Annotated in this window: 16 protein-coding genes; 7 read left to right on the forward strand and 9 right to left on the reverse strand. The window is 56.3% G+C overall.

The window, feature by feature from the left end:
• Window positions 1-28: 28 nt before the first annotated feature.
• Window positions 29-880 carry an IS3 family transposase gene (locus tag BLP96_RS08610; RefSeq protein ID WP_340147964.1) on the reverse strand — a complete coding sequence of 284 codons (852 nt, stop codon included), beginning with the start codon at window positions 878-880 and terminating at the stop codon, window positions 29-31.
• A complete protein-coding gene (locus BLP96_RS08615) occupies window positions 844-1,155 on the reverse strand; it encodes a DUF1153 domain-containing protein (RefSeq protein ID WP_045995248.1) in 312 nt (103 codons plus the stop codon). The genes BLP96_RS08610 and BLP96_RS08615 overlap by 37 nt, the downstream gene beginning before the upstream one ends.
• A 223-nt stretch (window positions 1,156-1,378) precedes the next feature.
• Here BLP96_RS08615 and BLP96_RS19830 point away from each other — a divergent pair, with 223 nt between their 5' ends.
• The 7 genes from BLP96_RS19830 (at window position 1,379) to BLP96_RS08640 (ending at window position 10,825) form a co-directional block, all read left to right on the forward strand.
• Window positions 1,379-6,991, forward strand: a complete 5,613-nt coding sequence (locus tag BLP96_RS19830; protein ID WP_143005088.1) for a P-loop domain-containing protein — start codon at window positions 1,379-1,381, stop codon at window positions 6,989-6,991.
• 155 nt (window positions 6,992-7,146) lie between these two features.
• The gene (locus BLP96_RS19840; RefSeq protein WP_143005089.1) at window positions 7,147-7,515 is read left to right on the forward strand and encodes a hypothetical protein; all 369 of its coding nucleotides are present in this window, start codon (window positions 7,147-7,149) and stop codon (window positions 7,513-7,515) included.
• 155 nt (window positions 7,516-7,670) lie between these two features.
• A complete protein-coding gene (locus BLP96_RS08620) occupies window positions 7,671-8,267 on the forward strand; it encodes a glutathione S-transferase family protein (RefSeq protein ID WP_089685189.1) in 597 nt (198 codons plus the stop codon).
• A gap of 112 nt (window positions 8,268-8,379) precedes the next feature.
• Window positions 8,380-8,952: a class IV adenylate cyclase gene (locus BLP96_RS08625; protein WP_089685191.1), complete on the forward strand. Its 573-nt coding sequence runs from the start codon at window positions 8,380-8,382 to the stop codon at window positions 8,950-8,952.
• Window positions 8,953-9,284: 332 nt separating this feature from the next.
• Window positions 9,285-9,545, forward strand: coding sequence for an SdpI family protein (locus BLP96_RS20110; protein ID WP_176761495.1), 261 nt, complete (start codon window positions 9,285-9,287; stop codon window positions 9,543-9,545).
• Window positions 9,546-9,727: 182 nt separating this feature from the next.
• The gene (locus BLP96_RS08635) at window positions 9,728-10,117 is read left to right on the forward strand and encodes a VOC family protein (RefSeq protein WP_143005090.1); all 390 of its coding nucleotides are present in this window, start codon (window positions 9,728-9,730) and stop codon (window positions 10,115-10,117) included.
• Window positions 10,118-10,210: 93 nt separating this feature from the next.
• A complete protein-coding gene (locus BLP96_RS08640; RefSeq protein WP_089685197.1) occupies window positions 10,211-10,825 on the forward strand; it encodes a LysE family translocator in 615 nt (204 codons plus the stop codon).
• A 71-nt stretch (window positions 10,826-10,896) separates the two neighbouring features.
• Here BLP96_RS08640 and BLP96_RS08645 read toward each other — a convergent pair whose 3' ends face one another.
• From BLP96_RS08645 to BLP96_RS08680, 7 genes are all read right to left on the reverse strand, one after another.
• Complete coding sequence (locus BLP96_RS08645; RefSeq protein ID WP_176761496.1) at window positions 10,897-12,984, reverse strand: diguanylate cyclase; 2,088 nt, start codon at window positions 12,982-12,984, stop codon at window positions 10,897-10,899.
• A gap of 336 nt (window positions 12,985-13,320) precedes the next feature.
• Window positions 13,321-14,220, reverse strand: a complete 900-nt coding sequence (locus BLP96_RS08650) for a hydroxymethylglutaryl-CoA lyase (RefSeq protein ID WP_089685201.1) — start codon at window positions 14,218-14,220, stop codon at window positions 13,321-13,323.
• Window positions 14,221-14,388: 168 nt separating this feature from the next.
• Window positions 14,389-16,443 (reverse strand): acetyl/propionyl/methylcrotonyl-CoA carboxylase subunit alpha, encoded by a 2,055-nt coding sequence (locus tag BLP96_RS08655; protein ID WP_089685203.1) that lies wholly within the window; start codon window positions 16,441-16,443, stop codon window positions 14,389-14,391.
• A complete protein-coding gene (locus BLP96_RS08660) occupies window positions 16,440-17,285 on the reverse strand; it encodes an enoyl-CoA hydratase/isomerase family protein (protein WP_089685205.1) in 846 nt (281 codons plus the stop codon). Before BLP96_RS08660 ends, BLP96_RS08655 begins: the two co-directional genes overlap by 4 nt.
• Before the next feature lie 135 nt (window positions 17,286-17,420).
• The gene (locus BLP96_RS08665; protein ID WP_089685206.1) at window positions 17,421-19,028 is read right to left on the reverse strand and encodes a carboxyl transferase domain-containing protein; all 1,608 of its coding nucleotides are present in this window, start codon (window positions 19,026-19,028) and stop codon (window positions 17,421-17,423) included.
• A 146-nt stretch (window positions 19,029-19,174) separates the two neighbouring features.
• The gene (locus BLP96_RS08675) at window positions 19,175-20,344 is read right to left on the reverse strand and encodes an isovaleryl-CoA dehydrogenase (RefSeq protein WP_089685208.1); all 1,170 of its coding nucleotides are present in this window, start codon (window positions 20,342-20,344) and stop codon (window positions 19,175-19,177) included.
• Window positions 20,345-20,601: 257 nt separating this feature from the next.
• Window positions 20,602-21,543 (reverse strand): sodium-dependent bicarbonate transport family permease, encoded by a 942-nt coding sequence (locus BLP96_RS08680; RefSeq protein WP_089685210.1) that lies wholly within the window; start codon window positions 21,541-21,543, stop codon window positions 20,602-20,604.
• Window positions 21,544-21,630: the final 87 nt, after the last annotated feature.

Here is a 21,630-nt window from a genome sequence, read left to right on the forward strand (position 1 = left end):
TGTAATGACCCCCTAGTTTCTGCACACCCTACGCCGCTAATGCCGGGTGTGCTCGGGGTGCCACATAGCCCAGAGACTGATGTGGCCGTTCTTCGTTGTAGTACCGGATCCAGTGGTTGATCACTGCCCTGGCTTGTCCCAGCGACTCGAACCGATGCAGCCAGATACACTCCTCCTTCAGGGAGCGGAAGAAGCGCTCTACGAGCCCGTTCTGTTCCGGCGTGTACGGTGTCGTGAACTCCTGCGTCAGTCCGTAGGCCTTCACCGTGCCCGTGTAGTGGCGACTGCTGAAGACCAGGCCGTTATCGGACCGCAGTGCCAAGGGCTGATGAATTCGGCCCAAGGCGCCGAATCGATGCACCAGGGCCTCTTCCAACGCGGCCTCGGCGGTCTTGCTACTGCCGTTGTCCGATAATCGCCAGCCGAGGATCTCCCGAGTGCAACAGTCGATTATCACCGCCAAGCTGGCTCGTCGATCCTTTCCACACCATACGTGAGTCAGATCAGTTGCCCATCGCTCATCAGGTCTTGAAGCGACTGACGGCAAGCTCCTGGCACGTGGCCGGAAGCCTTGGGGGCGTTTGCGCACCTGCCAGCCCTTCAACTGCAGGATGCGTTGGATAGGCTTGCGGTTCTCTCCCAACACGCACGCCAGACGACGATAACCATAGGTAGGGAACCGTTCCAGAGTCAGCTTCACCCTGCTAGCCAGCTCGGTATTGATCACACGGCGCCGCGGCTTGGGCCGGTAATACAGGCTTCGCCGGGGGAGTCCCAACCAGCGGCAGAGCTTGACGAGCGATACCACATGACCTTCCTCGGCCAGTTGCGCCTGCAGCGACCTTACGAGTTCTCGTCCTCGTCGAGCAGGCGCTTGAATTTTTTTAGTGCATAGATCTGCAGATGGGCTTCGCCCAGTGCCTCCTTGGTCTCCCGGAGCTCGGACTCGTACTGCTCACGGATGTCCTTGGGGCGGGCTTTGAACCCGTTCTCCATGTTGCGTTGGGCCTCATCGATCCAGCCTTCGACCTCGGAGACGGTGAGGTCATACTGGCGAGCCACTTCAGCGACGGTGGTCTTGCCCTTGAAGATGTCCATGACCACGGCGGCCTTGCGCTTCGCGGTCCATCGCTTGATCGGATTGTCGTCGTTCATCCTGTCCTCCTGGTCGCTGCACTATAGCCTGTGCAGCTCTGGAGGGGGTCACTTCAGTGATTGTGGCGTTTAGCGAGCCTAAGTTACAAATAGGATTTTTCTTTTGGTCACATCTTCAAAAATTAAACCATCACAACTACCTCGCGTTGGATACACATACCAAGATCTTATGTGTATTCGCACGCTGATAAATTGGTTTCACGACCCAGAGAAATACCAATGGATGAGCATTGAGGGCAATCAAGGTCTTGGCCATGTTAAGAGCCTTGATGATGTTATTTGCTTTACAGCAAGCGGAGAATATGAGCTCTACCAAGTCAAATTCACAATTGATTCTGAACGTGACGATTTGCGTTTAGATTTTGACTGGATACTCAAGAAGAAGGGCAAGGGCACATCACTTATCGAAAAATGGTCAGCTGACATCGAGAAGTTCGGTGCTTCCAGCACAATATCCATTGCTAAGCTTATTACAAACAGAATACCTGACCAGGTTCTATCAAAATGTCTAAAAGATAAAAAGGTTGATTACACCCTAGTTCCAGAATATATCAAATCAAGAATAACTGCTCAGCTCGGCAGTGAAGAGAAGGCCATAGCTTTCTTCAAGAATCTTATTTTTGAACATAGTCAAAAGGAAATTGACGATTTAGAGATACAGTTACGTGAGTCACTTGTACCAGACCATGCTAACCCCGAAAGTTGGTTTCAGCTATTAAAAGCTGTTGAACGCTGGGCTTCTCGAAAAAATGAACCGGCACCAGATGGCAGAATCTACCTTAAGCAGATACACGACATTTTATCGCTTAGCGATAAGAGAACTATCTCTCAGTTTTTTGAAATACCTGGCGGTTACAAGCCACCAACAGAAGAATTTTATAAAGAAACTCTTATCAAAATCTCTAACCCGGGCTGCCATGTCATCTCTGGATTGCCAGGAATGGGGAAAAGCACCTTTCTATCCTTCTTAACCGACCACCTAATAGAAACAAAAACTCCCGTTATACGACATCATTACTACTTATCTCCTCAATTTATTGGTGACAGAATTGCTTTTAATAATGCAGCTCAGTCATTGCAAAGTCAGATAAAAACCCTTTATCCCAATGAATTCGATAGTGACAAAATTGACCCTCATCAGCTAGAGACTTGGATAAGCAAGGCGGCAGATACGGCTGCAGAAAGCGACAAAACTCTAGTTGTCATTATTGATGGGTTAGACCATGTTTATCGCGAAAGGTCGGATATAAGCCAACTCGAACATTTAGTTAATCGGATTACCCCATTCAAAAATAAGGTTTGTTTGCTGTTCGGAACGCAGCCAATAAGCGACGAGCATATTCCCAATTCTCTGTTACGCTCTGCGCCAAGAGAACGCTCCTGGATCGATATTCCCCCTATGGGTCTTGATGCCATAAAGTCGAGGCTAGACTTCATAGTATCGAGCGAAGAAATAAAATTATTAGGCAATGAAGATCACCAGCGTAGTGAAGTGGTAGAAATTTCACAGGCCCTACTCGACATTTCACATGGATATCCCCTACATATTATTTATTCTCTTAATAGTTTGCAGTCAGCAGATAAGAATATCAGCAAATATGATGTAGAACGACTCCCCACATGTCTTGATGGCGACATTCACGAATATTACGAGAATTTATGGGTATCACTATCTGAAGGAGCAAAAGAAATTCTTCTTCTTATAGCGAATGCAGATTTTTCATGGCCTGATAAAACGCACATCAGTTACTGTTTTGAGGATAGTCTTACTTTCCAGAACAGTTTTTCAGAAATTCAACACCTCATAGAACAAAGATTAAGTGGGATATATCCATTCCATAACAGCCTATTTGTATACCTAAGACGCAAAGACACCTTCGTTCAATCAAGAGATAGGCTAAATAGAATTTCTAAAACCTGGATCAATACACATGCTCCAGAGTATTGGAGATGGGGCTGGGAATGGATTATTGAAGCCAATCTCGGAAATACTACGCCTCTGTTTCAAGGCCTAAATAGGGGCTGGCTTGTTCAATCTCTCTGCAATGGTTATCCATTAGATCATATAGAGCACATCTTCAGCGTTGCCGAACATATCGCATTTGATCTAAGTCAGTATCCTGAGTTAATAAAATTGCGAATTCTGAAAACAAGACTATTAAATGGTCCAGAGTTTCAAATACAGAGGTTTAGCGATTTCCTGGACTGCTCGTTAAGCATCTCACATGACAATTTTGGCCTTCTTTGGAGAGCGGACAATCTGAGAATTATCCCGGACAATGAAATTGTTATTATTGCGAAGCATTTTCAGGGGAGAGATGAAAGAATTGGCGATGCATGTGCCAATGAAATCTATCGTAGAATTCGATTCTATGCCCGACTAGAAGACTCTAATCACTACCAAACATTAAACAGCCTTGTAGATGATTATCTTCATACGCTCGCTAGCTACAGCAATCCCGATTTAGATGCCATAAATGGGTTCTATGAAAGGCTAAGTGACAAGGATTCCTCTTTCACTCGAATTGTCGAATTGCTCATTCAATATGGCCATAGACACTTACTAGTTGATCTATCTCGGTTTGATATTCCAGATAATATTGCTTCGGCAGTCTGCGACGAAATCGTTTTGGCTGCAAGCATCGAAGGCGTTACACTCGATGAGAATAGCCCCATATTTAGCGGCACTGAATCTAGCATATATCTACTTCAACAGCTTTTAGCTGGAAACGATATCCAAAGAGATCAACTTCAAGAAATTGAGTGTCCTGTTGAGTATGAACACAGACGCCATCTTCCTTTTTATGAGCACTTCTTTAGAACACTTATATCAAACTTCAATATCTCAGCCGAAATTGACGCTCCAGAACTAGCCGCCCCCACAGATATTCAGGGATTCCTCAAGAACGCCTGGTCAACATTCTATTTTGCCTCCTCAAGAATTGCAAAAACCCTTAAGGAACAGGGCAAGTTTTACCCATCTGATTTGTATGAATCCTTTGCCATACTCGAACAACCAGACAAATTCTTGATGGGCTATCAAATTGACGCTGTCTTGTTCAGTATTCGAAAGTCTTTAGTAAAAATATCCATTCACCTAAATATCTTATGCAACTCGATTGATGTATTTTCAAATCTTGATAAAGATCAACTCGACATACTTTCAAAGAGCATTTGGTGGGATTCTAGAGTGTTTTTTGATGTTGCCTCTAGAAATGCAATTTTCAACTTTCCTAAAGAATCTTCTTCCCAGGAATTCGTCAGACTTTTTAATGCCGAACTACTACGCAGAGATGATACTGCAACGCTGGCTAACGACAGCCTTGATCTAGCAAAATTAGCAACCAGTCTAGGTCTGCATAACGAAGCAAGGAAGTTTCTTGAGCGTACCGCGCTCAATATAGTCGGATATGGCCATAGAAAAGACATTACTTTACATGAGGTTTTTGAAGCCATACAGGAATGCTCTGATTCTAACTGCTCTCAAGTTTCTGATTGGCTAGAACGAGTAACAACCTTCACAACCGATGTCTTTGATTTTTCAGAGCGAGAAATTCGACATATTCCCGGATGGTTCACAAAGTTATTGGCAAAGCACAACCCAGAGCGCCTAGTAGACGAATTTGACTATCATCTATCGGAAGAAAATTGGCATAGAACACATCTTATTCTCGAAAATGTCGTAAGATCATTTCCTCTTTCTTCGCAGCCAGAGCATTCCTTTCTAAGATGCATGACAACATTTGATGCAATGACAGCATTAGATGAAAGAAGCAAAGATAGTGATGTTCTGAAGGGTATTTACGAAGACCAGTGCAACGTTCTTGGAGGCATGCCTCCACCCCCACGAGAGCGATTTTCTACTAACGAAGAGGTCAACACTGAATGTCCTGAAGTATCCACTATACACCCCACCAACCTTACTGATTTTGCGGCAGCCTTACATTCAGTTTCATACCAGATTCGTGAAACGTTTATTTCGAATTGGATTGACTATTGGGTTGATCACGGCCAAGCGAGCATAATTCTCACTGCTTTCAGCGACTACTATGATGAAAGCAAATCAGACTACGAACTGGATAGATGCTTACACCATATTTTCTTGCTAAGCAAAAAAACCGAGGGCAAGACAGCAGCTTATAAATGGGCTGTCAGAAATATCAAACTAAACAATTGCTGGAATCCTTATTTTTCTTCTGGATCAAAAGAGGCATTAAGGGAGTATGGCAATACTTACAGCAAGCATTGGGAAAACCTCCTTCGCGACACAATGGCACCAGGATCTTCTAGTCTACAGAGGGATGAGAATATAGTCATTCCCTCTACTCAGCTTGTTACCTATTTGGCTTCGGCTGGACAGGTCGCCCTGGCGGCGGAGATTACTGAAACAATAGTCACTAGCCTTGAAGGTGATATAGCACATCTTCCTTTGACCAAACTGTATTGGTATGACGACCCCGTATCATTCCAAAATATTCCATTGCATCTAATTCTATTGCACTTCAAGTGGCCGGATAGATACGCCAGATTTCTAACAGCGAAGCAAATAGCAGCCCTCTTAAAAGAGGACTCCAGTATCGAATTTCGCGCCTTATATTTGCATTTTTTGAATAACCAACCCTACGAGGTTGATATCGTTGATTTTTTATCTGTTTTGTTGCTTATCGAAGCACCCCCTTTTACTGAAGAAGAGATTACCAAATCTATTCACTACCCTTCGCTTATTTCTGATGCTCTTCTACTGTCGTTGGATTTGGTAAATGAAGAACGGAAGGACTTGTCGACTCTGTATTCTGATTTTTCAGATGACTTAGAACCAAATGATGCCAAATATGAAAAGTATGCTAATGGTCTTGCATTGAGGTTTATAGGCGTTATCAAGACGCTTGAAGATGAGCACCAAGTCCAACTGGTGAGACACTTTTTTCTTGAATGGGAACAAATCCAACAAAGGTGTTCTTGTTATATTTTTAGACCTCACAACTTTTCAAGTGATCAGTTTTATCCTCAAGACAAGATTGGCTGTAGTTTCTCATGGCGAGCAGAAGTGTCCATTCTATCTGCTTATGTCAGAACATTAGCTTATGCTATGAACAAGCACTGCATTCCTGCCGAGGTTTGCTTGTCCCATGCCCAAGAGGTATTACCATTCGGTTCTATTGCAATAAATTTATCTCCTTCTGACCCACCATGCAATTGGCCCATAATGGACGACTTAAACAAAGACGATCCTTTACCTGGCGAGAAGGAGGTTGAGCAATATTTAGCAGATTTTGCCGCATCTACTGATGAAATATTGTTACGTGCCGACGGCCCGGTGCTAAGAAATCACTCTGGCGTATGCATTGATCTAAAGGTCATTCTAATTTCTCTTCAGAATTCTGAAATTGACGATCCAAAGATGATGTTTGATTCAATAGATCATATGAGGAATTCTGAACAAGGCATATTTCCTTTGGTTAAGTGGACTTGTCCTATTTCCTTTGGCAGATGGGAGATTGACTGGTTATCAAGAGGCTATTTTCAACCTACTTATTCCGTTGGAGATTTGCCAGTTAACACCGTAAGTAAAAGTGATTCTAGTGTAGAGTATTTCGGTGGTAGTATAAGTAATGGCGTTTGGAGGTACTGGGTCAACCAATGGTATCCAGTCCATCACGGAGGTGTAGGAAACTCTTTCGGAACGTATTTTGTAGTTTCCAAAGAGTTTTTTGAAAAGTTCAGAGCACACACTGGTGGTAACTACTATCTCATTGCCAAGATGATTTGTATTGACAGACGTGATTTCACTCACACTGCGGAGCCTAATGAAACGTTTGCCATTTTACCTGTATAGATTTATGACCATCATTCGTATGGCTTATTCTCAATGTTTGCTGGGGAAGATGCTGGCGCTAACAAAGCCAAGCACGGCGACAGCTTTTCCATTGCAGCTGCGCCTCCACTTCAAAACTGCGCGCGTTGGCGGCGTTAGGCCCTTGAAGGAATAATATGAGTGATCCCAGTAACAGTGATGATGAACAATGGCATGAACGCCTCATGATGGCGTGCCATAACGACGGGAATAGCATTCAAGAGGAGCATGATTTTTTCAGAGAAGAAGCTGCAGCTGCTCCTTTTGAGGCACTAGAGCTTTTCCTCTCTTCCCCTGAAGGAAAGTATGAAGGTCCGGCTAGAGCTGTTATGGCACAGGTCTATCAGAAAAGAGCTAATAGGCTGCAGCAGGAAAAAGCACGCAGAGAAGGGCGGGCCGAATGGTGGAGAGGCTTGGCTCAACAAGTGAGCGCGCAAATTATTGGTGCTTTACTTGTTGGTATCTTTGTGGGCTTCGTAACAGGTGTGTGGTTTAGTTGTTCGTAGCGCGGCGTGAGCCTAACTAGTGGCGGCAGTCGGACCTGGAGTTCCCCCACTCCAGTGGACACGCATAGCGGAAGCGCTAGCGTGAAGAAACTTGCTAACCGAAGAATGCACGCGTCAGGCGCGTGATTGCGGCGTTAAATGGCAAAGGAGAGTGCATGAAAATTTATGGTGATGCCAAGTCAGGTAATTGCTACAAGGTTCAGATTATTTGCAGTCTTCTGAATATCGAGCACGAATGGATTGATGTCGATATTCTTTCTGGCGATACACGCTCGGACGAATTCTTGGGTAAGAATCCAAACGGAAAAATACCTTTGCTGGAGCTCGATGGGGGCGAAACCCTTGCTGAGTCAAACGCGATCATCAACTATTTGGCGAGCGGTACGGCTTTTTATCCAGACGACAGCCTGGCTCAGGCACGTGTCTTGCAATGGCAGTTTTTTGAGCAATACAGTCATGAGCCGCTCATTGCAGTAGCCCGCTTTATCAACAAGTATCTGGGGCTGCCTGAGGATAGGATCGATGAGTATGCCTCAAAGCAAGCGGGCGGGCACAAGGCATTGAAAGTAATGGAGCAGCAGCTTGAAAGAACGCCATACATAGCCGGTGAGAACTTTACCACTGCTGACATTTCGCTTTATGCATACACGCATGTGGCTCACGAGGGTGGCTTCGTTTTGGCAGCCTATCCGGCCATTCGGGCATGGCTGGATAGGGTGGCTTCATTGCCAAATTTCAAAAACATGTCGTGATTACCATGTAACCATCATAGTCACGGCGACGGTTACTGCATTGCGGCTCCGCTCCCATTCCGTAACCGCGCGTGCTGGGCGGCGTTGGGCGGTTGAATAGATAGGAGGATCAGTGGCAAGCAATATCGAGATCAAGGCGTGGCCGAGAGACATCGAGTCGCAAGAACGCATAGCCGCTCGCCTTTCGGACGGCCCGTCCGTGCTGATAGAGCAGGTGGACACCTTCTTCCATGTGCAGCGGGGGCGGCTCAAGCTCCGGGAATTTGGCGACGGCACAGGGGAGTTGATTGCGTATGATCGACCGGATGCTTCTGGGCCCAAGCAATCAACCTATAGCCGCTCCGCTACCGACGAGCCCGATTCTCTCAAGGCAGCGTTGGAGGCGGCGCTTGGTGTTCGTGCAGTGGTTAAGAAGAAGCGCAGGCTGTTCCTGGTGGCACAAACAAGAATCCATTTTGACGAAGTAGCAGGGCTTGGACGGTTCATCGAGCTTGAGGTTGTGCTTCGGCCTGGGCAGACCGAGGTGGAAGGTCGCATGATTGCGGATAGACTGATGTTAGAGCTTGGAATCGAGCCGTCAGATTTAATCGCTGGGGCGTACGTGGATCTGCTGACAAACGAAGAACCCAACAAGGCCTCTGCCTTGGGGCGGCTTGATGTGGTGGAGAAACATCGAAAAGGATGATCACTTCATTATGCAGGAGCACAGGGTCGGTCTTCCGGTTTGACCCTATGTATATGGAATTACTCTTCGTGAGAACCGAGTGGAGATCGCGAACTCAAATGATCGGGAAGAAATTTGCATGACTGGTATTATCTGCAGAGCCATGCTGTGCCCCAGGTCAGTGAGGGCGCGCGAGCCACATCGGTTGAATGGCCCATTTGGGGTTGCCTGTTGTTAGCGGTTTTTTGAGCAAAGGTGTGAGCATGGAAAACATAGTTTTGGGAGTCGTCAATATTTCAGTCTCCGCTTTAACCATATTGCTTTCTATCCCGCTCGTTAGACGAAAGGTTCGCATGAATGGAATCTACGGAGTCAGAACAAAATACTCATACCATTCCGATGAAGCTTGGTACGAGATCAACGCGTATGGAGGAAAGCAGTTCATCCTTTGGTCGATGATTCTCGCTTTGGTTGGGCTGGTCGCCTTTTTCGTCGAGTTTGAGGGTCATCCTGCGTTGACTATGCTATTTGCATTCGCGCCGCTGTTACTCATCGTACCTGCAGTCATGAGCTGGCACTATGGAAAGAAGCTCAATGTTGTAGAGAAAAGATGATGTTCAGTTGCGGCTGGGCAGATTGTTCATTTTGTTTACGGCAGCAGGTGCATGGCTGTGGTGAGAGTGTTGGGAGAATGCCCGAGATGGCGTGGCGCTATTTGTATTTTTTCTTCTCTATTATATAGGTACTTACCCTGTGATATTGATGCAGTGAGAAGCTTTAGTCTAGGAGGAAAAGCGTGATCGGTTTTGGAAGGATGGTCATCCTCGTCAAGGACTATGAGAAGGCTCTTGGCTTTTATGCCGGAAAGCTTGGTCTTGACGTGGAAGTCGATATCGATGCCGGCGATCGTCGTTTCGTTCACCTGACGTTTCCGGGTCAGGAAAGTGCCGGATTCTGGCTATTGAAGGCGGAAACCGAAAGGGACTTGACTACCGTTGGTCGGCAGGCGGGTGACCAGCCTTTTGGGGTGATCTATACGGACGATTTCGACGCGGAATACGAGCGGCTTCAAGAAGCGGGTATCGAGTTTCTGGAGCGGCCGGTCAACGGTGAGGGGGCGATTTCCGTTCACTTTTCGGACTTGTATGGGAACAAGCTTGTGCTCGTGCAGGTGACGAAGGCATGATCGAGCCATGCCAGTCACTACCCACGGTCGCTGAACGCTGGTGATCTTGCACCGTTGATGGCGGCGTTGGATCTCATAGGAGAGTCACCGTTCATGTTCTCTGCCGAATTCCTGCTTACCTCATTGGTCGTCGTGCTCATTCCTGGTACCGGTGTGGTATTCACCGTTTCCACCGGTCTCATGCAGGGGCGTAGGGCCAGTCTCTACGCATCGCTCGGCTGCACGCTGGGCATCGTTCCGCACCTGTTGGCCACCGTCCTGGGGCTGGCGGCCATCCTGCATACGAGCGCGGTCGCCTTTCAGGTACTCAAGTATGCCGGTGTGGCGTATCTTCTCTACCTTGCTCTCGCCACGTGGCGCGACCGGAGTGCTTTCTCCGTTCAGGAGGTGCAGGGGAAGGCGGGCGCTGTTTCGTTGGTGATCAAGGCATTCCTGCTGAACATCCTCAATCCCAAGCTCACCATTTTCTTTCTGGCGTTCTTGCCGCAGTTCGTGGCGGCCGAGGCGGTGGCGCCGATGGCTCAGTTGCTGGGCTTGAGCGCCATTTTCATGGTCATGACCTTCGTCGTCTTCGCCATCTATGGGCAACTCGCCCATGCGTTCCGAGCCATCGTCATCGAGTCCCCAAGGGTTCAGGGGTGGTTGCGGCGTAGCTTCGCCGCGGCGTTCGCCGGGCTCGGGGCGCAGCTCGCTCTGTCGGAGCGGTGAGGCCATGAAGTGCTCCCCACCAAAGCTGCACAGGCAATGTAGGTACTACGCCTGATTCTCACCCTAATCTATCAGCTCGGTTCGTTTGGCGTCAGTCCCGGCGGAACTTCGTCAGCGTCGATGATCCGGTTCCGGCCTGTTTGCTTGGCTTCATAGAGCGCGATGTCGGCTGCCTTGAGCAAGCTGTGCACGTCATGTCCGTGCGAAGGGTAAAGGGCAGTGCCGGCGGAAACGGTGACTTTCTCGGCCAGCTCGGGCAGATCCAGCGCCTCGATACGGCTGCGCACCAGTTCGGCCAGGGTGCGCAGGCCTTTTTTATTGGCTTCGGGGATGATCAGGGTGAACTCCTCGCCGCCGTAGCGGCAGGCGATGTCCTCGCGTCGGACAGTGCTCCTGAGCAGTTCGCCGACTTTGCTTAGTACCTTATCGCCGATATCGTGGCCGTAGCAGTCGTTGAATCGTTTGAAGTGGTCTACGTCCAGCATGACGATGCCGACCTGGCCGCCATGGCGTTGCACTCGGGAAATCTCGCTGGCGAGTACCTCCTCCAGCCGTCTACGGTTGAACAAGCCGGTCAGCGAGTCCTTGATGGACTGTTCGCGTAGGCGCTCGCGGAGCCGCAGGTTGGTGACGGTGAGAGCGGCATGTTCGACGACCGTCGTCATCAGCGGCTGACGGTTGCCGAGCACTCGATTCATGTCTTTGTCGCGCTCGGTGGCCGGGATCAATTTGATGATTCCGATCATGGCGTCTTCCGTCTGTAGCGGCATACATAGGGTCGCTACCCCTTCGTCTTGGCAATGACGGCAAGGGGCGTGGTCGGTGGTGGGAACGTGGCGTTGGGCCTTGCCGAGTCGAAACGCCGAGCACGACGGGTCGGGTCCATCATCTGGGGAGTGGTGATAGTTATCGCCCCATTGAGCTGACAGTTGCAACTGGCCGTTTGAGTCCGCTAGGTAGGCGCGGCCTGCGTCATGCGGAAAAAGCGCCTGGCTAGTTCGAGTCACGGCAGCGAAAACCTGCTTTTCGCTGGAGCAGGACAGGAGTCGTTCGCCCATGCTGGTGAGTTCGGCGTTCTCTCGGCTGCGGTCTTCTAGGCTCCGGACCGTTTGGGCCAGTGCGGTGGTACGCTCCGCCACGCGGTGCTCCAAGTTGTGAAACTGGTCCCGGAGGCGGGCGATCATGGTGTTGATGGCCTTGGCGAGAATGCCGATCTCGTCGTTGCGGTCGATGTCCGAACTCGCTGAGAGCTCGCCGTCGCCGACTCGGGTTGCGGTTTCGGCGAGCCGGCTGATCGGCGTGATGATTCGGCGCAGAAAGAAGTAGGCGCCGATGAAAGTAACGATCAGGATCAGGCCGGCGATGAACAAGATTCTCGCAGTCAGTTGGTCCCCGGTACGCTGTAGCTCGTCGCGGTAGACCGAGGAGGCGATGTACCAGTCGAATTCGGGCAGATAACGGACCCAGGAAACCTTATCGTAGATGTAGTTTCCCGGATCGCTTGGCTTGTCCCACTTGTAGACGACCCGACCATCCGGAGTTTCCGCTGCCGTCATCAGTTCGCTCGAGAGCGAGCGGTTGCTGATCGGGTTCAGCAAATCACGGACGTTGGTGCCCTCGATGTTCGGGTTTGGATGGATGACCATCTCATGGTCGCTATCGAATACGAACAGGTAACCGGAATCGGCGATGCGTGTTTCGTGCAAGTGGCGGCGCAGGCGTTCGGTGAAGATGGCCTTCCGGGCCGCAACCTCTTCCTCTAGGTTGTCAACGTAGTCGTTGTCCTGATCGTATCCAGTATGGCGTATGCTCTCCAGCAGCTTTGTCGTGGCCACCCCGGCGTTGAGGTTTTGGGCCGCGATTTTCGCCTCCAGGCGGTGAATGCCTGCCTCGACGAGTTGGAGAAGGTTGCGCCGTTCGTGGCGGCGAGTGCGCAAGGCGGATTCTTGCCACGCTTGGATTTCTTGATGCGCGCTGGAGGCAAGCTCGTAAACGTTGTCGAGGACGACCCTGCCGGTGCGCTCTTCCTGCCGCTCGAGAAGATTCCGAAGCCAGGGCACCGACGACAGGTAACTGACGCCGGTGAACGCCAGTACGCAGACGATAATGCCAGCATACGTCTTGAGAAAGAGCTTGGATTTTAGCACGTCATATTCCAAGGCGGTCTCATGACGGGCTGCGTTCTCTTCTGTATGTTTGCGGGGCAAGCCATCGCCGCCGCAAATACTCATGCAACCAAACCGCTTTATGCAAAAAGGATCGCAGCCTCATTGCCTCGAAAGGCAGAGGTTGCCGGAGCACGGTAGCACCGGGAACTTGGCCGCAGACCATACAATCGTTGCGTGGGCTTCGTTTTGATTGAGGTCAAATGCCTATGTTGTTCTTCCGTATAGCGCCGCCGTGAACCGTGCCACGTTGCCCGGAAAACCGACGAGCTGCCATGAAGCCCCCGAGCCAGTGCACTGACTCGGGGGCTTGTCGTTTCCGCTGCGCGATTACTTGGCGGCGAGCGCCACGCCCACCTTGGAGCGGTTGGGCCGCCCGATGGTCTGGGTGATCCAGGTGCCGGTGGCGGCGAGCGCGTCGAGGTCGATGCCGGTCTCGATGCCGAGGCCGTCGAGCAGGTAGACCACGTCTTCGCTGGCCACGTTGCCGGAGGCGCCCTTGGCGTAGGGGCAGCCGCCGAGGCCGGCGACGGAGCTGTCGACCACGGCAATGCCTTCTTCCAGCACGGCGTAGAGGTTGGTAAGCGCTTGGCCGTAGGTGTCGTGGAAGTGGGCGGCGAGCTTGTCCATGGGGATCTCGCGGCTCACGGCCTCGAGCATGCGCTTGGCCTTGAGCGGCGTGCCCACGCCGATGGTGTCGCCCAGCGAGACTTCGTAGCAGCCCATCTCGAAGAGCGCCTTGCTCACCTCGGCGACCTTGGCCGGGGCGATCTCGCCTTCGTAGGGGCAGCCGAGCACGCAGGAGACGTAGCCGCGCACGCGCACCTTGGCCTCGCGGGCGCGCTCTAGCACCGGGGCGAAGCGCTCCAGGGATTCGGCGACGGAGCAGTTGATGTTCTTCTGTGAGAAGGCCTCGCTGGCGGCACCGAACACGGCGACTTCTTCCACGCCGCACGCCAGCGCACCCTCCAGGCCTTTGAGGTTGGGGGTGAGGGAGGCGTAGGTGACGCCGTCGCGGCGGGTGAGGCCGGTCATCACTTCGCGGTGGTCGGCCATCTGCGGTACCCACTTGGGCGAGACGAAGCTGGCCGCTTCGATGTAGGCGAGGCCGGCCGCGCCCAGGCGGTCGATCAGTTCCAGCTTGGTTGGCGTCTCGATCGGTTCGGGTTCGTTCTGCAGCCCGTCGCGGGGGCCGACCTCGACCAGGCGCACGCGTTTAGGAAATGCCATCGTAGTTCTCCACTCGTTTCCGCACAGCAGGTACTGTCTATGCGGCTTAGCCGTCGACAGGGCTATACGGAGGCGCTGTGAACCCCTCCTTGGGCGCTACATTTGTCATCCATGACAAATGACCTCCGCTTCGCCCTGTCCCCGGCGCCGCTCGCTTTGGTTGGCCGGTTATTCTTCCGGCGCGAACTCGAGCAGCACGTCCCCCTGACCTACCGTTTCGCCGGCCTGGAAGTGGAAGCTCGCCACGTGGCCGTCGGCGGGGGCGGTCATGGTGTGTTCCATCTTCATGGCTTCCATGACCATCAGCGGCATGCCTTTCTCCACCTTCTGGCCGGCTTCCACCAGCAGGGCGACCACGGTGCCGTGCATGGGCGCGGTGAGGGTCGATTCCGCCTCGTGGTGGCCGTGATCGATGGCGTCGATGCGCCGCCAGAACAGGCGCGTTTCGCCGCTGGGGTCGACCATCACCACCACGTTGCCGTCGCGGCGGGCCTGCAGGCGGCGGCGGTGGCCGTTCAGCGTCACCGCCACGGCATCGCCTTCCAGCGGTTGCAGGCTGGCGGTGAGCGTTTCGCCACGAATGGCCAGCTGCCAGCCGGTGTCGGTGCCGCGCTCGCGCCGGCCTTCGACCACCACCACGTTGTCGGAGCTCTCGTCGTCCTGCACGTGGGTGGGGTCGCACAGGGCGATGCGGATGGTGTGCGGGGCGTTGAGGCGGAAGCCGTCGTGGCGGTCCCACGGGGAGTCGCTCTCGCATTCGCGGGCCAACTGGTTGAGGCCGACCAGCGCCGCGCCGGCATACTCTTCGATGCGATACTGGCGCGGGGCGAAGAGCGTCGCCTCGTTCTTCTCGATGAAGCGGGTGTCGAGCTCGGCGCTCTGGAACGCCGGGTGGGTGGCCAGGCGCTGCAGGAAGGCGCGGTTGGTGACCACGCCCTGCACGTCCAGCGCCGCCAGCGCCCGGTTGAGAGTGGCCAGCGCCTGCTCGCGGTCGTCGCCATGGACGATCAGCTTGGCGAGCATGGGGTCGTAGTGCATGGAGACGGCATCACCGGTTTCCACGCCGCTGTCCAGGCGTACCCGCTCGGGGTCGAGCCCGGCGCCTGCGAGGTCCATGGCGAAGCGCGTGAGCGTGCCGGTGGCGGGCAGGAAGTCCTGTTCCGGATCCTCGGCATACAGGCGTGCCTCGAAGCTGTGGCCGGTGATGGTGAGTGCTTCCTGGGCCAGCGGCAGTGCCTCGCCCATGGCCACGCGCAGCTGCCACTCGACCAGGTCCTGGCCGGTGATCATCTCGGTGACGGGGTGTTCCACCTGCAGGCGGGTGTTCATCTCCATGAAGTAGAACGAGCCGTCGGCATCCAGCAGGAACTCGACGGTGCCGGCGCCCACGTAGCCGATCTCCTTGGCGGCGCGCACCGCAGCCTCGCCCATCTCGCGGCGCAGCGCTGCGGTCATGCCGGGGGCGGGGGCTTCCTCGAGCACCTTCTGGTGGCGGCGCTGCACGGAGCAGTCGCGCTCGAACAGGTAGACGCCGTTGCCGTGGCTGTCGCAGAACACCTGCACCTCGACGTGGCGAGGCTGGGTCAGGTACTTCTCGATCAGCATGCGGGTGTCGCCGAAGGCGGCCTGGGATTCGCGGCGGCAGCCATCCAGCGCGGCCTGGAACTGTTCACCGCTCTCCACCACGCGCATGCCCTTGCCGCCGCCGCCGGCGCTGGCCTTGAGCAGCACCGGGTAGCCGATCTCGTCGGCCTCGGCCTTGAGCAGGGCGTCGTCCTGATCGTCGCCGTGGTAGCCCGGCACCAGGGGCACGCCGGCGTTGGCCATGCGCGCCTTGGCGGCGGACTTGTCGCCCATGGCAGCAATCGCCGAGGCGGGCGGACCGACGAAGGTGATGCCGGCAGCGTCCAGCGCTTCGACGAAGGCGCCGTTCTCGGAGAGGAAGCCGTAGCCGGGGTGGATGGCGCCGGCGCCGGTGCGCTGGGCGGCTTCCACCACCGCCGCGATGTCGAGGTAGCTCTCGCGCGCGGCGGCCGGGCCCAGGCGTACGGCCTCGTCGGCCTCGCGCACGTGGCGGGCGGTGGCATCGGCGTCGGAGTAGACGGCCACGGTGCGCAGGCCCATTCGGCGGGCGGTGCGCATCACCCGGCAGGCGATCTCGCCGCGGTTGGCGACCAGCAGGGTGTCGAACGGGGTGGTGCGGGTAGCGGGGGAGTGGCTCATGAGCGGCGCTCCGTGGCGGAAGTCGTGTCGTCGTCGGGGTCGGGAGTCCAGGCCGGGCGGCGCTTCTCGAAGAAGCTGGCCAGGCCCTCCTGGCCTTCGGCGCTCACGCGCAGTTCCGCGATCACCCGGCAGGTGTGCTCGCGGGTAGCCTGGCTGTCGGGCTCGCGGGCGACCTCGGCGAGCAGTCCCTTGGTGGCGCGCTGGGCCTGGGGCGAGCCGGCCAGCAGGTTATGGAGCATGGCGATCACCGCGGCATCCAGCACCTCGTGCTCGACCACCTGGTGCACCAGCCCCAGGGTCCAGGCGGTGTTGGCATCCATGACCTCGGCGGTGAGCGCGTAGCGGCGGGTCTGGCGCGAGCCCAGGGCGCGCTGCACGTAGGGGCTGATCACCGCCGGCGAGAGGCCGATCTTCACCTCGGAGAGGCAGAACCTGGCCTTCTCGGAGGCGATCACGATGTCGCAGCAGGCGGCCAGGCCCACGGCGCCGCCGAAGGCGGCGCCCTGCACGCGGCACACGGTGGGGCAGGGCAGGGTGTCCAGGCCGTGCATCAGCTGGGCGAGCTTGTGCGAATCGGCCAGGTTGCCGTCGAAGTCGTACTCGACCATGCGCTTCATCCAGCCGAGATCGGCCCCGGCGGAGAAGCTCTTGCCCTCGGAGCCCAGCACAACGGCGCGCACCTCGCCGTGGCCGGCGGCATCGTGCAAGCGCTCGAGGTGGGCATTGAGCTCGGCGATCAGGCTGTCGTCGAAGGCGTTGTGCACCTCGGGGCGATCCAGCGTCAGCCAGGCGATGCCGCGATCATCGATCTCGAGTCTTGAGTAGGCGGTGTTATCTGACATCTCGGACCTCTTTCAAATAGCTGTAAGCTATAAGCTGCGAGCTGTAAGAAACCCCTCGAGTCCAGGCGCTGGCGCTAATCATCCAGAGCTTATGGCTTACGGCTTACAGCTTACGGCTCCACGCGAAGCGTGGGACTACATCCGGAACACGCCGAACCGGGTCTCTTCCACCTCGGCGTTCATGGCCGCGGCGAGCGAGAGGCCGAGCACGTCGCGGGTCTGGGCCGGGTCGATCACGCCGTCGTCCCATAGCCGCGCGCTGGCGTAGTAGGGGTGGCCCTGGTGCTCGTACTGCTCGCGGGTGGGCTGCTTGAAGGCTTCTTCCTCCTCCTTGCTCCACTCGCGGCCTTCGCGCTCGTACTGCTCGCGCTTGACCTGGGCCAGCACGCCGGCGGCCTGTTCGCCACCCATGACGGAAATTCGTGCATTCGGCCACATGAACAGCAGGTTGGGGTCGTAGGCGCGGCCGCACATGCCGTAGTTGCCGGCGCCGAAGCTGCCGCCGATCAGCACGGTGAACTTGGGCACCTTGGCGCAGGCCACCGCGGTGACGAGCTTGGCGCCGTGCTTGGCGATGCCTTCGTGCTCGTACTTGGAGCCGACCATGAAGCCGGTGATGTTCTGCAGGAACACCAGGGGGATCTTGCGCTGGGCGCACAACTCGATGAAATGCGCCCCTTTCACCGCGGATTCGGAGAACAGCACGCCGTTGTTGGCGACGATGCCTACCGGATAGCCGTGGATGTGCGCGAAGCCGGTAACCAGGGTGTCGCCGTAGTAGCGCTTGAATTCGTCGAAGGCGGAGTCGTCGACGATGCGGCCGATCACCTCGCGCACGTCGAACGGCTTCTTGAGGTCGGTGCCGACGATCCCGTAGAGCTCGCTGGGATCGAGCCGCGGGGGCTTGGGCGCCTGCATCTTGAGCTCGCCGCGCTTCTGCCAGTTCAGCCGCGACACGCAGGCGCGCGCCAGCTGCAAGGCGTGGGCGTCGTTCTCGGCGTAATGGTCGGCCACGCCGCTCACCTTGGCGTGCACGTCGGCGCCGCCCAGGTCCTCGGCGCTGATGCTCTCGCCGGTGGCGGCCTTCACCAGCGGTGGGCCGCCCAGGAAGATGGTGCCCTGCTCCTTGACGATGATCGACTCGTCGGCCATGGCCGGCACGTAGGCGCCGCCGGCGGTGCACGAGCCCATCACCACGGCGATCTGCGGGATGCCCTCGGCGGAGAGGGTGGCTTGGTTGTAGAAGATGCGCCCGAAATGGTCACGGTCGGGGAAGACCTCGTCCTGGCGGGGCAGGAAGGCGCCGCCGGAGTCGACCAGATAGATGCACGGCAGGCGATGCTTGCGGGCGATCTCCTGGGCGCGGATGTGCTTCTTGACCGTGAGCGGGTAGTAGGTGCCGCCCTTGACGGTGGCGTCGTTGGCGACGATCACGCACTCCACGCCCGAGACGCGGCCGATGCCGGTGACCACGCCGGCGGCGGGTACCTCGCTCTCGTAGACCTCATGGGCGGCCAGCGCCGAGAACTCGAGGAACGGCGAGCCTTCGTCGATCAGGTGGTCGATGCGGTCGCGCACGAACAGCTTGCCGCGGCTCTCGTGACGGGCGCGGGCCTTCTCACCGCCGCCCTGGCTGATGGCGGCGGTCAGCTCGCGCAGCTTCATCACCTCGTGGCGCATCGACGCCTCGTTGGCCTGGAAGCCCTCGCTGCGCGGGTTGATTTGGGTAGTTAGCACTGCCATGAAATATCCTCTGACGAGCTTCGAGCTTCGAGCTTCGAGCTTCGAGCTTCGAGCTTCGAGCTTCGAGCTTCGAGCTTCGAGCTTCGAGCTTCGAGCTTCGAGCTTCGAGCTTCGAGCGGCTCGTGGCCCGAAGCCCGGAGCTGGGGTTAAGCCGATTCGTTGAAGATCTCGCGGCCGATCAGCATGCGGCGGATTTCGCTGGTGCCGGCGCCGATCTCGTAGAGCTTGGCGTCGCGCAGCAGGCGCCCGGTGGGGTACTCGTTGATGTAGCCGTTGCCGCCGAGCAGCTGGATGGCGTCCAGCGCCACCTGGGTGGCCTTCTCGGCGCAGTAGAGTATCACGCCGGCGGCGTCCTTTCGGGAGGTCCGGCCGCGGTCGCAGGCGGCGGCGACGCTGTAGAGGTAGGCGCGGCAGGCGTTCAGGGTGGTGTACATGTCGGCGATCTTGCCCTGCACCAGCTGGAACTCGCCGATGGGCTGGTCGAACTGCTTGCGCTCGTGAACGTAGGGCACCACCACGTCCAGCGCCGCCTGCATGATGCCGATGGGGCCGGCGGCGAGCACGGTGCGCTCATAGTCGAGGCCGCTCATCAGCACCTTGACGCCGCGGTTCACTTCGCCCAGCACGTTCTCGACCGGCACTTCGCAGTCTTCGAAGACCAGCTCGCAGGTGTTGGAGCCGCGCATGCCCAGCTTGTCGAGCTTCTGGGCGGTGGAGAAGCCGGCCATGCCCTTCTCGATGATGAAAGCGGTGATGCCCTTGGAACCGGCATCCGGATCGGTCTTGGCGTAGACCACCAGTACGTCGGCGTCGGGGCCGTTGGTGATCCACATCTTGTTGCCGTTGAGCACGTAGTGGTCGCCTTCGCGGCGCGCGCGCAGCTTCATGGAGACCACGTCGGAGCCGGCGCCCGGCTCCGACATGGCCAGCGCACCGACGTGTTCGCCGCTGATCAGCTTGGGCAGGTACCTGGCTTTCTGCTCCGCGTTGGCGTTGATCTTGAGCTGGTTGACGCACAGGTTGGAGTGAGCGCCGTAGGAGAGGCCCACCGAGGCGCTGGCGCGGGAGATCTCTTCCATGGCGATGCAGTGGGCCAGGTAGTCCATGCCGCTGCCGCCGTCCTCGTCGGGCACGGTGATGCCGAGCAGGCCCATGTCGCCGAACTTGCGCCAAAGATCGTTGGGGAATTCGTTCTTCTCGTCGATCTCGGCGGCACGCGGGGCGATCTCGTCGCGAGCGAAGGCGTTCACCTGGTCGCGCAGCATGTCCAGGGTTTCGTCGAGGCCGAAATCGAGGGGCTTGTACGGCGTTTGCATGGCGGAACTCCGTGGTGTGTCACGTCAGTGGTCGATGCCACAAGATTAGGCGAGGTTGACGTTAACGTAAAGTGCAGGTCTTCAGGGGTGCGACGAATGTCGAAGGGGAAGGGCGGAAGGAAGGCATCGGAGGGAAGAAAACAGCAATGAGAAGGTAGAGGGAAGACGTCAGGAATCAGGGGAAAGACGTCAGGAGGAAGGCGAGAGCGGGAGGGGGGAGAGAGGCCGGCCACCGTTGGGTGGCCGGCCGGATGGCTCTAGCCGCTGAGCCACTGGACCAACTGATGATAGAGCGGGATGCCCAGGATCACGTTGAGCGGGAAGGTGAAGCCCAGCGAGGCGAGCATCGCCAGGCCGATGTTGGCCTCGGGAATGGCGGTGCGCATGGCAGCCGGCGCGGCGATGTAGGAGGCGCTGGCGGCGAGTGCCGTCAGGATCAGCAGCGAGCCGGTGGGCAGGCCCAGAGCGAGGCCCACGGCGAGTCCGGCCAGGGACAGCAGCGGCGGAGCGAGCAGAGCGAAGGCGAGCAGCCGCCAGTGGCGCCAGGGAACGGGGCGCAGGGTTTCGGCGGCGGTCAGGCCCATCTCCAGCAGGAAGAGGGCCAGCACGGCGTGGAAGGCGCCGGTGAGCAGGTCGGTCACGTTGGCGCCCTGGCCCGGGCCGTACATGGCGCCGATCACCACCCCGCCGGCGAGCAGGATGACGCCGCGGTTGGTCAGGGTCTCGTGGCATAGGCCGCTCATCGCCTCGCGGGATTCGGCACCGCGATAGCGGCGGTACAGCGCGATGGCCACCATGATCGCCGGCAGCTCCATCATCACCAGGTAGAGGGTGACCTCGGCGCCGATGGGCAGGCCGCGCCCTTCGGCGAACGCCAGGGCCACGGCAAAGGTGCCGGCACTCACCGAGCCGTAGTGGGCGGCGAGGCTGGCGCTGTCGGCGGCGGAAAGGCGTATCAGTCGGCGCAGCACCGGCATCAGGGCCAGCGGAATCAGCCCGCCCAGCGCAGCCACGGCAGCGAGTTCCGGTACCAGCGACCAGCTCAGGTTGCCGTAGAGCGCCATGCCGCCCTTGAGGCCGATGGTCAGCATCAGCAGCAGGCTCAGGGTGTCGTAGGCGGCCTTGGGAATGGTCAGGTCGGATTTCACCAGCCCGGCCAGCAGACCGAGCAGGAAGAACATCACCACGATATCGGGCATAGCGTCAGCTCGTTGCAGCATTGAAGGTGCTGCGGATTGTGCGGATGGCCGTGCATTGATACCAATAACATTCGCTCCATGCTTGAA

This window comes from Billgrantia gudaonensis (genome assembly GCF_900100195.1).
GTDB lineage: Bacteria > Pseudomonadota > Gammaproteobacteria > Pseudomonadales > Halomonadaceae > Halomonas > Halomonas gudaonensis.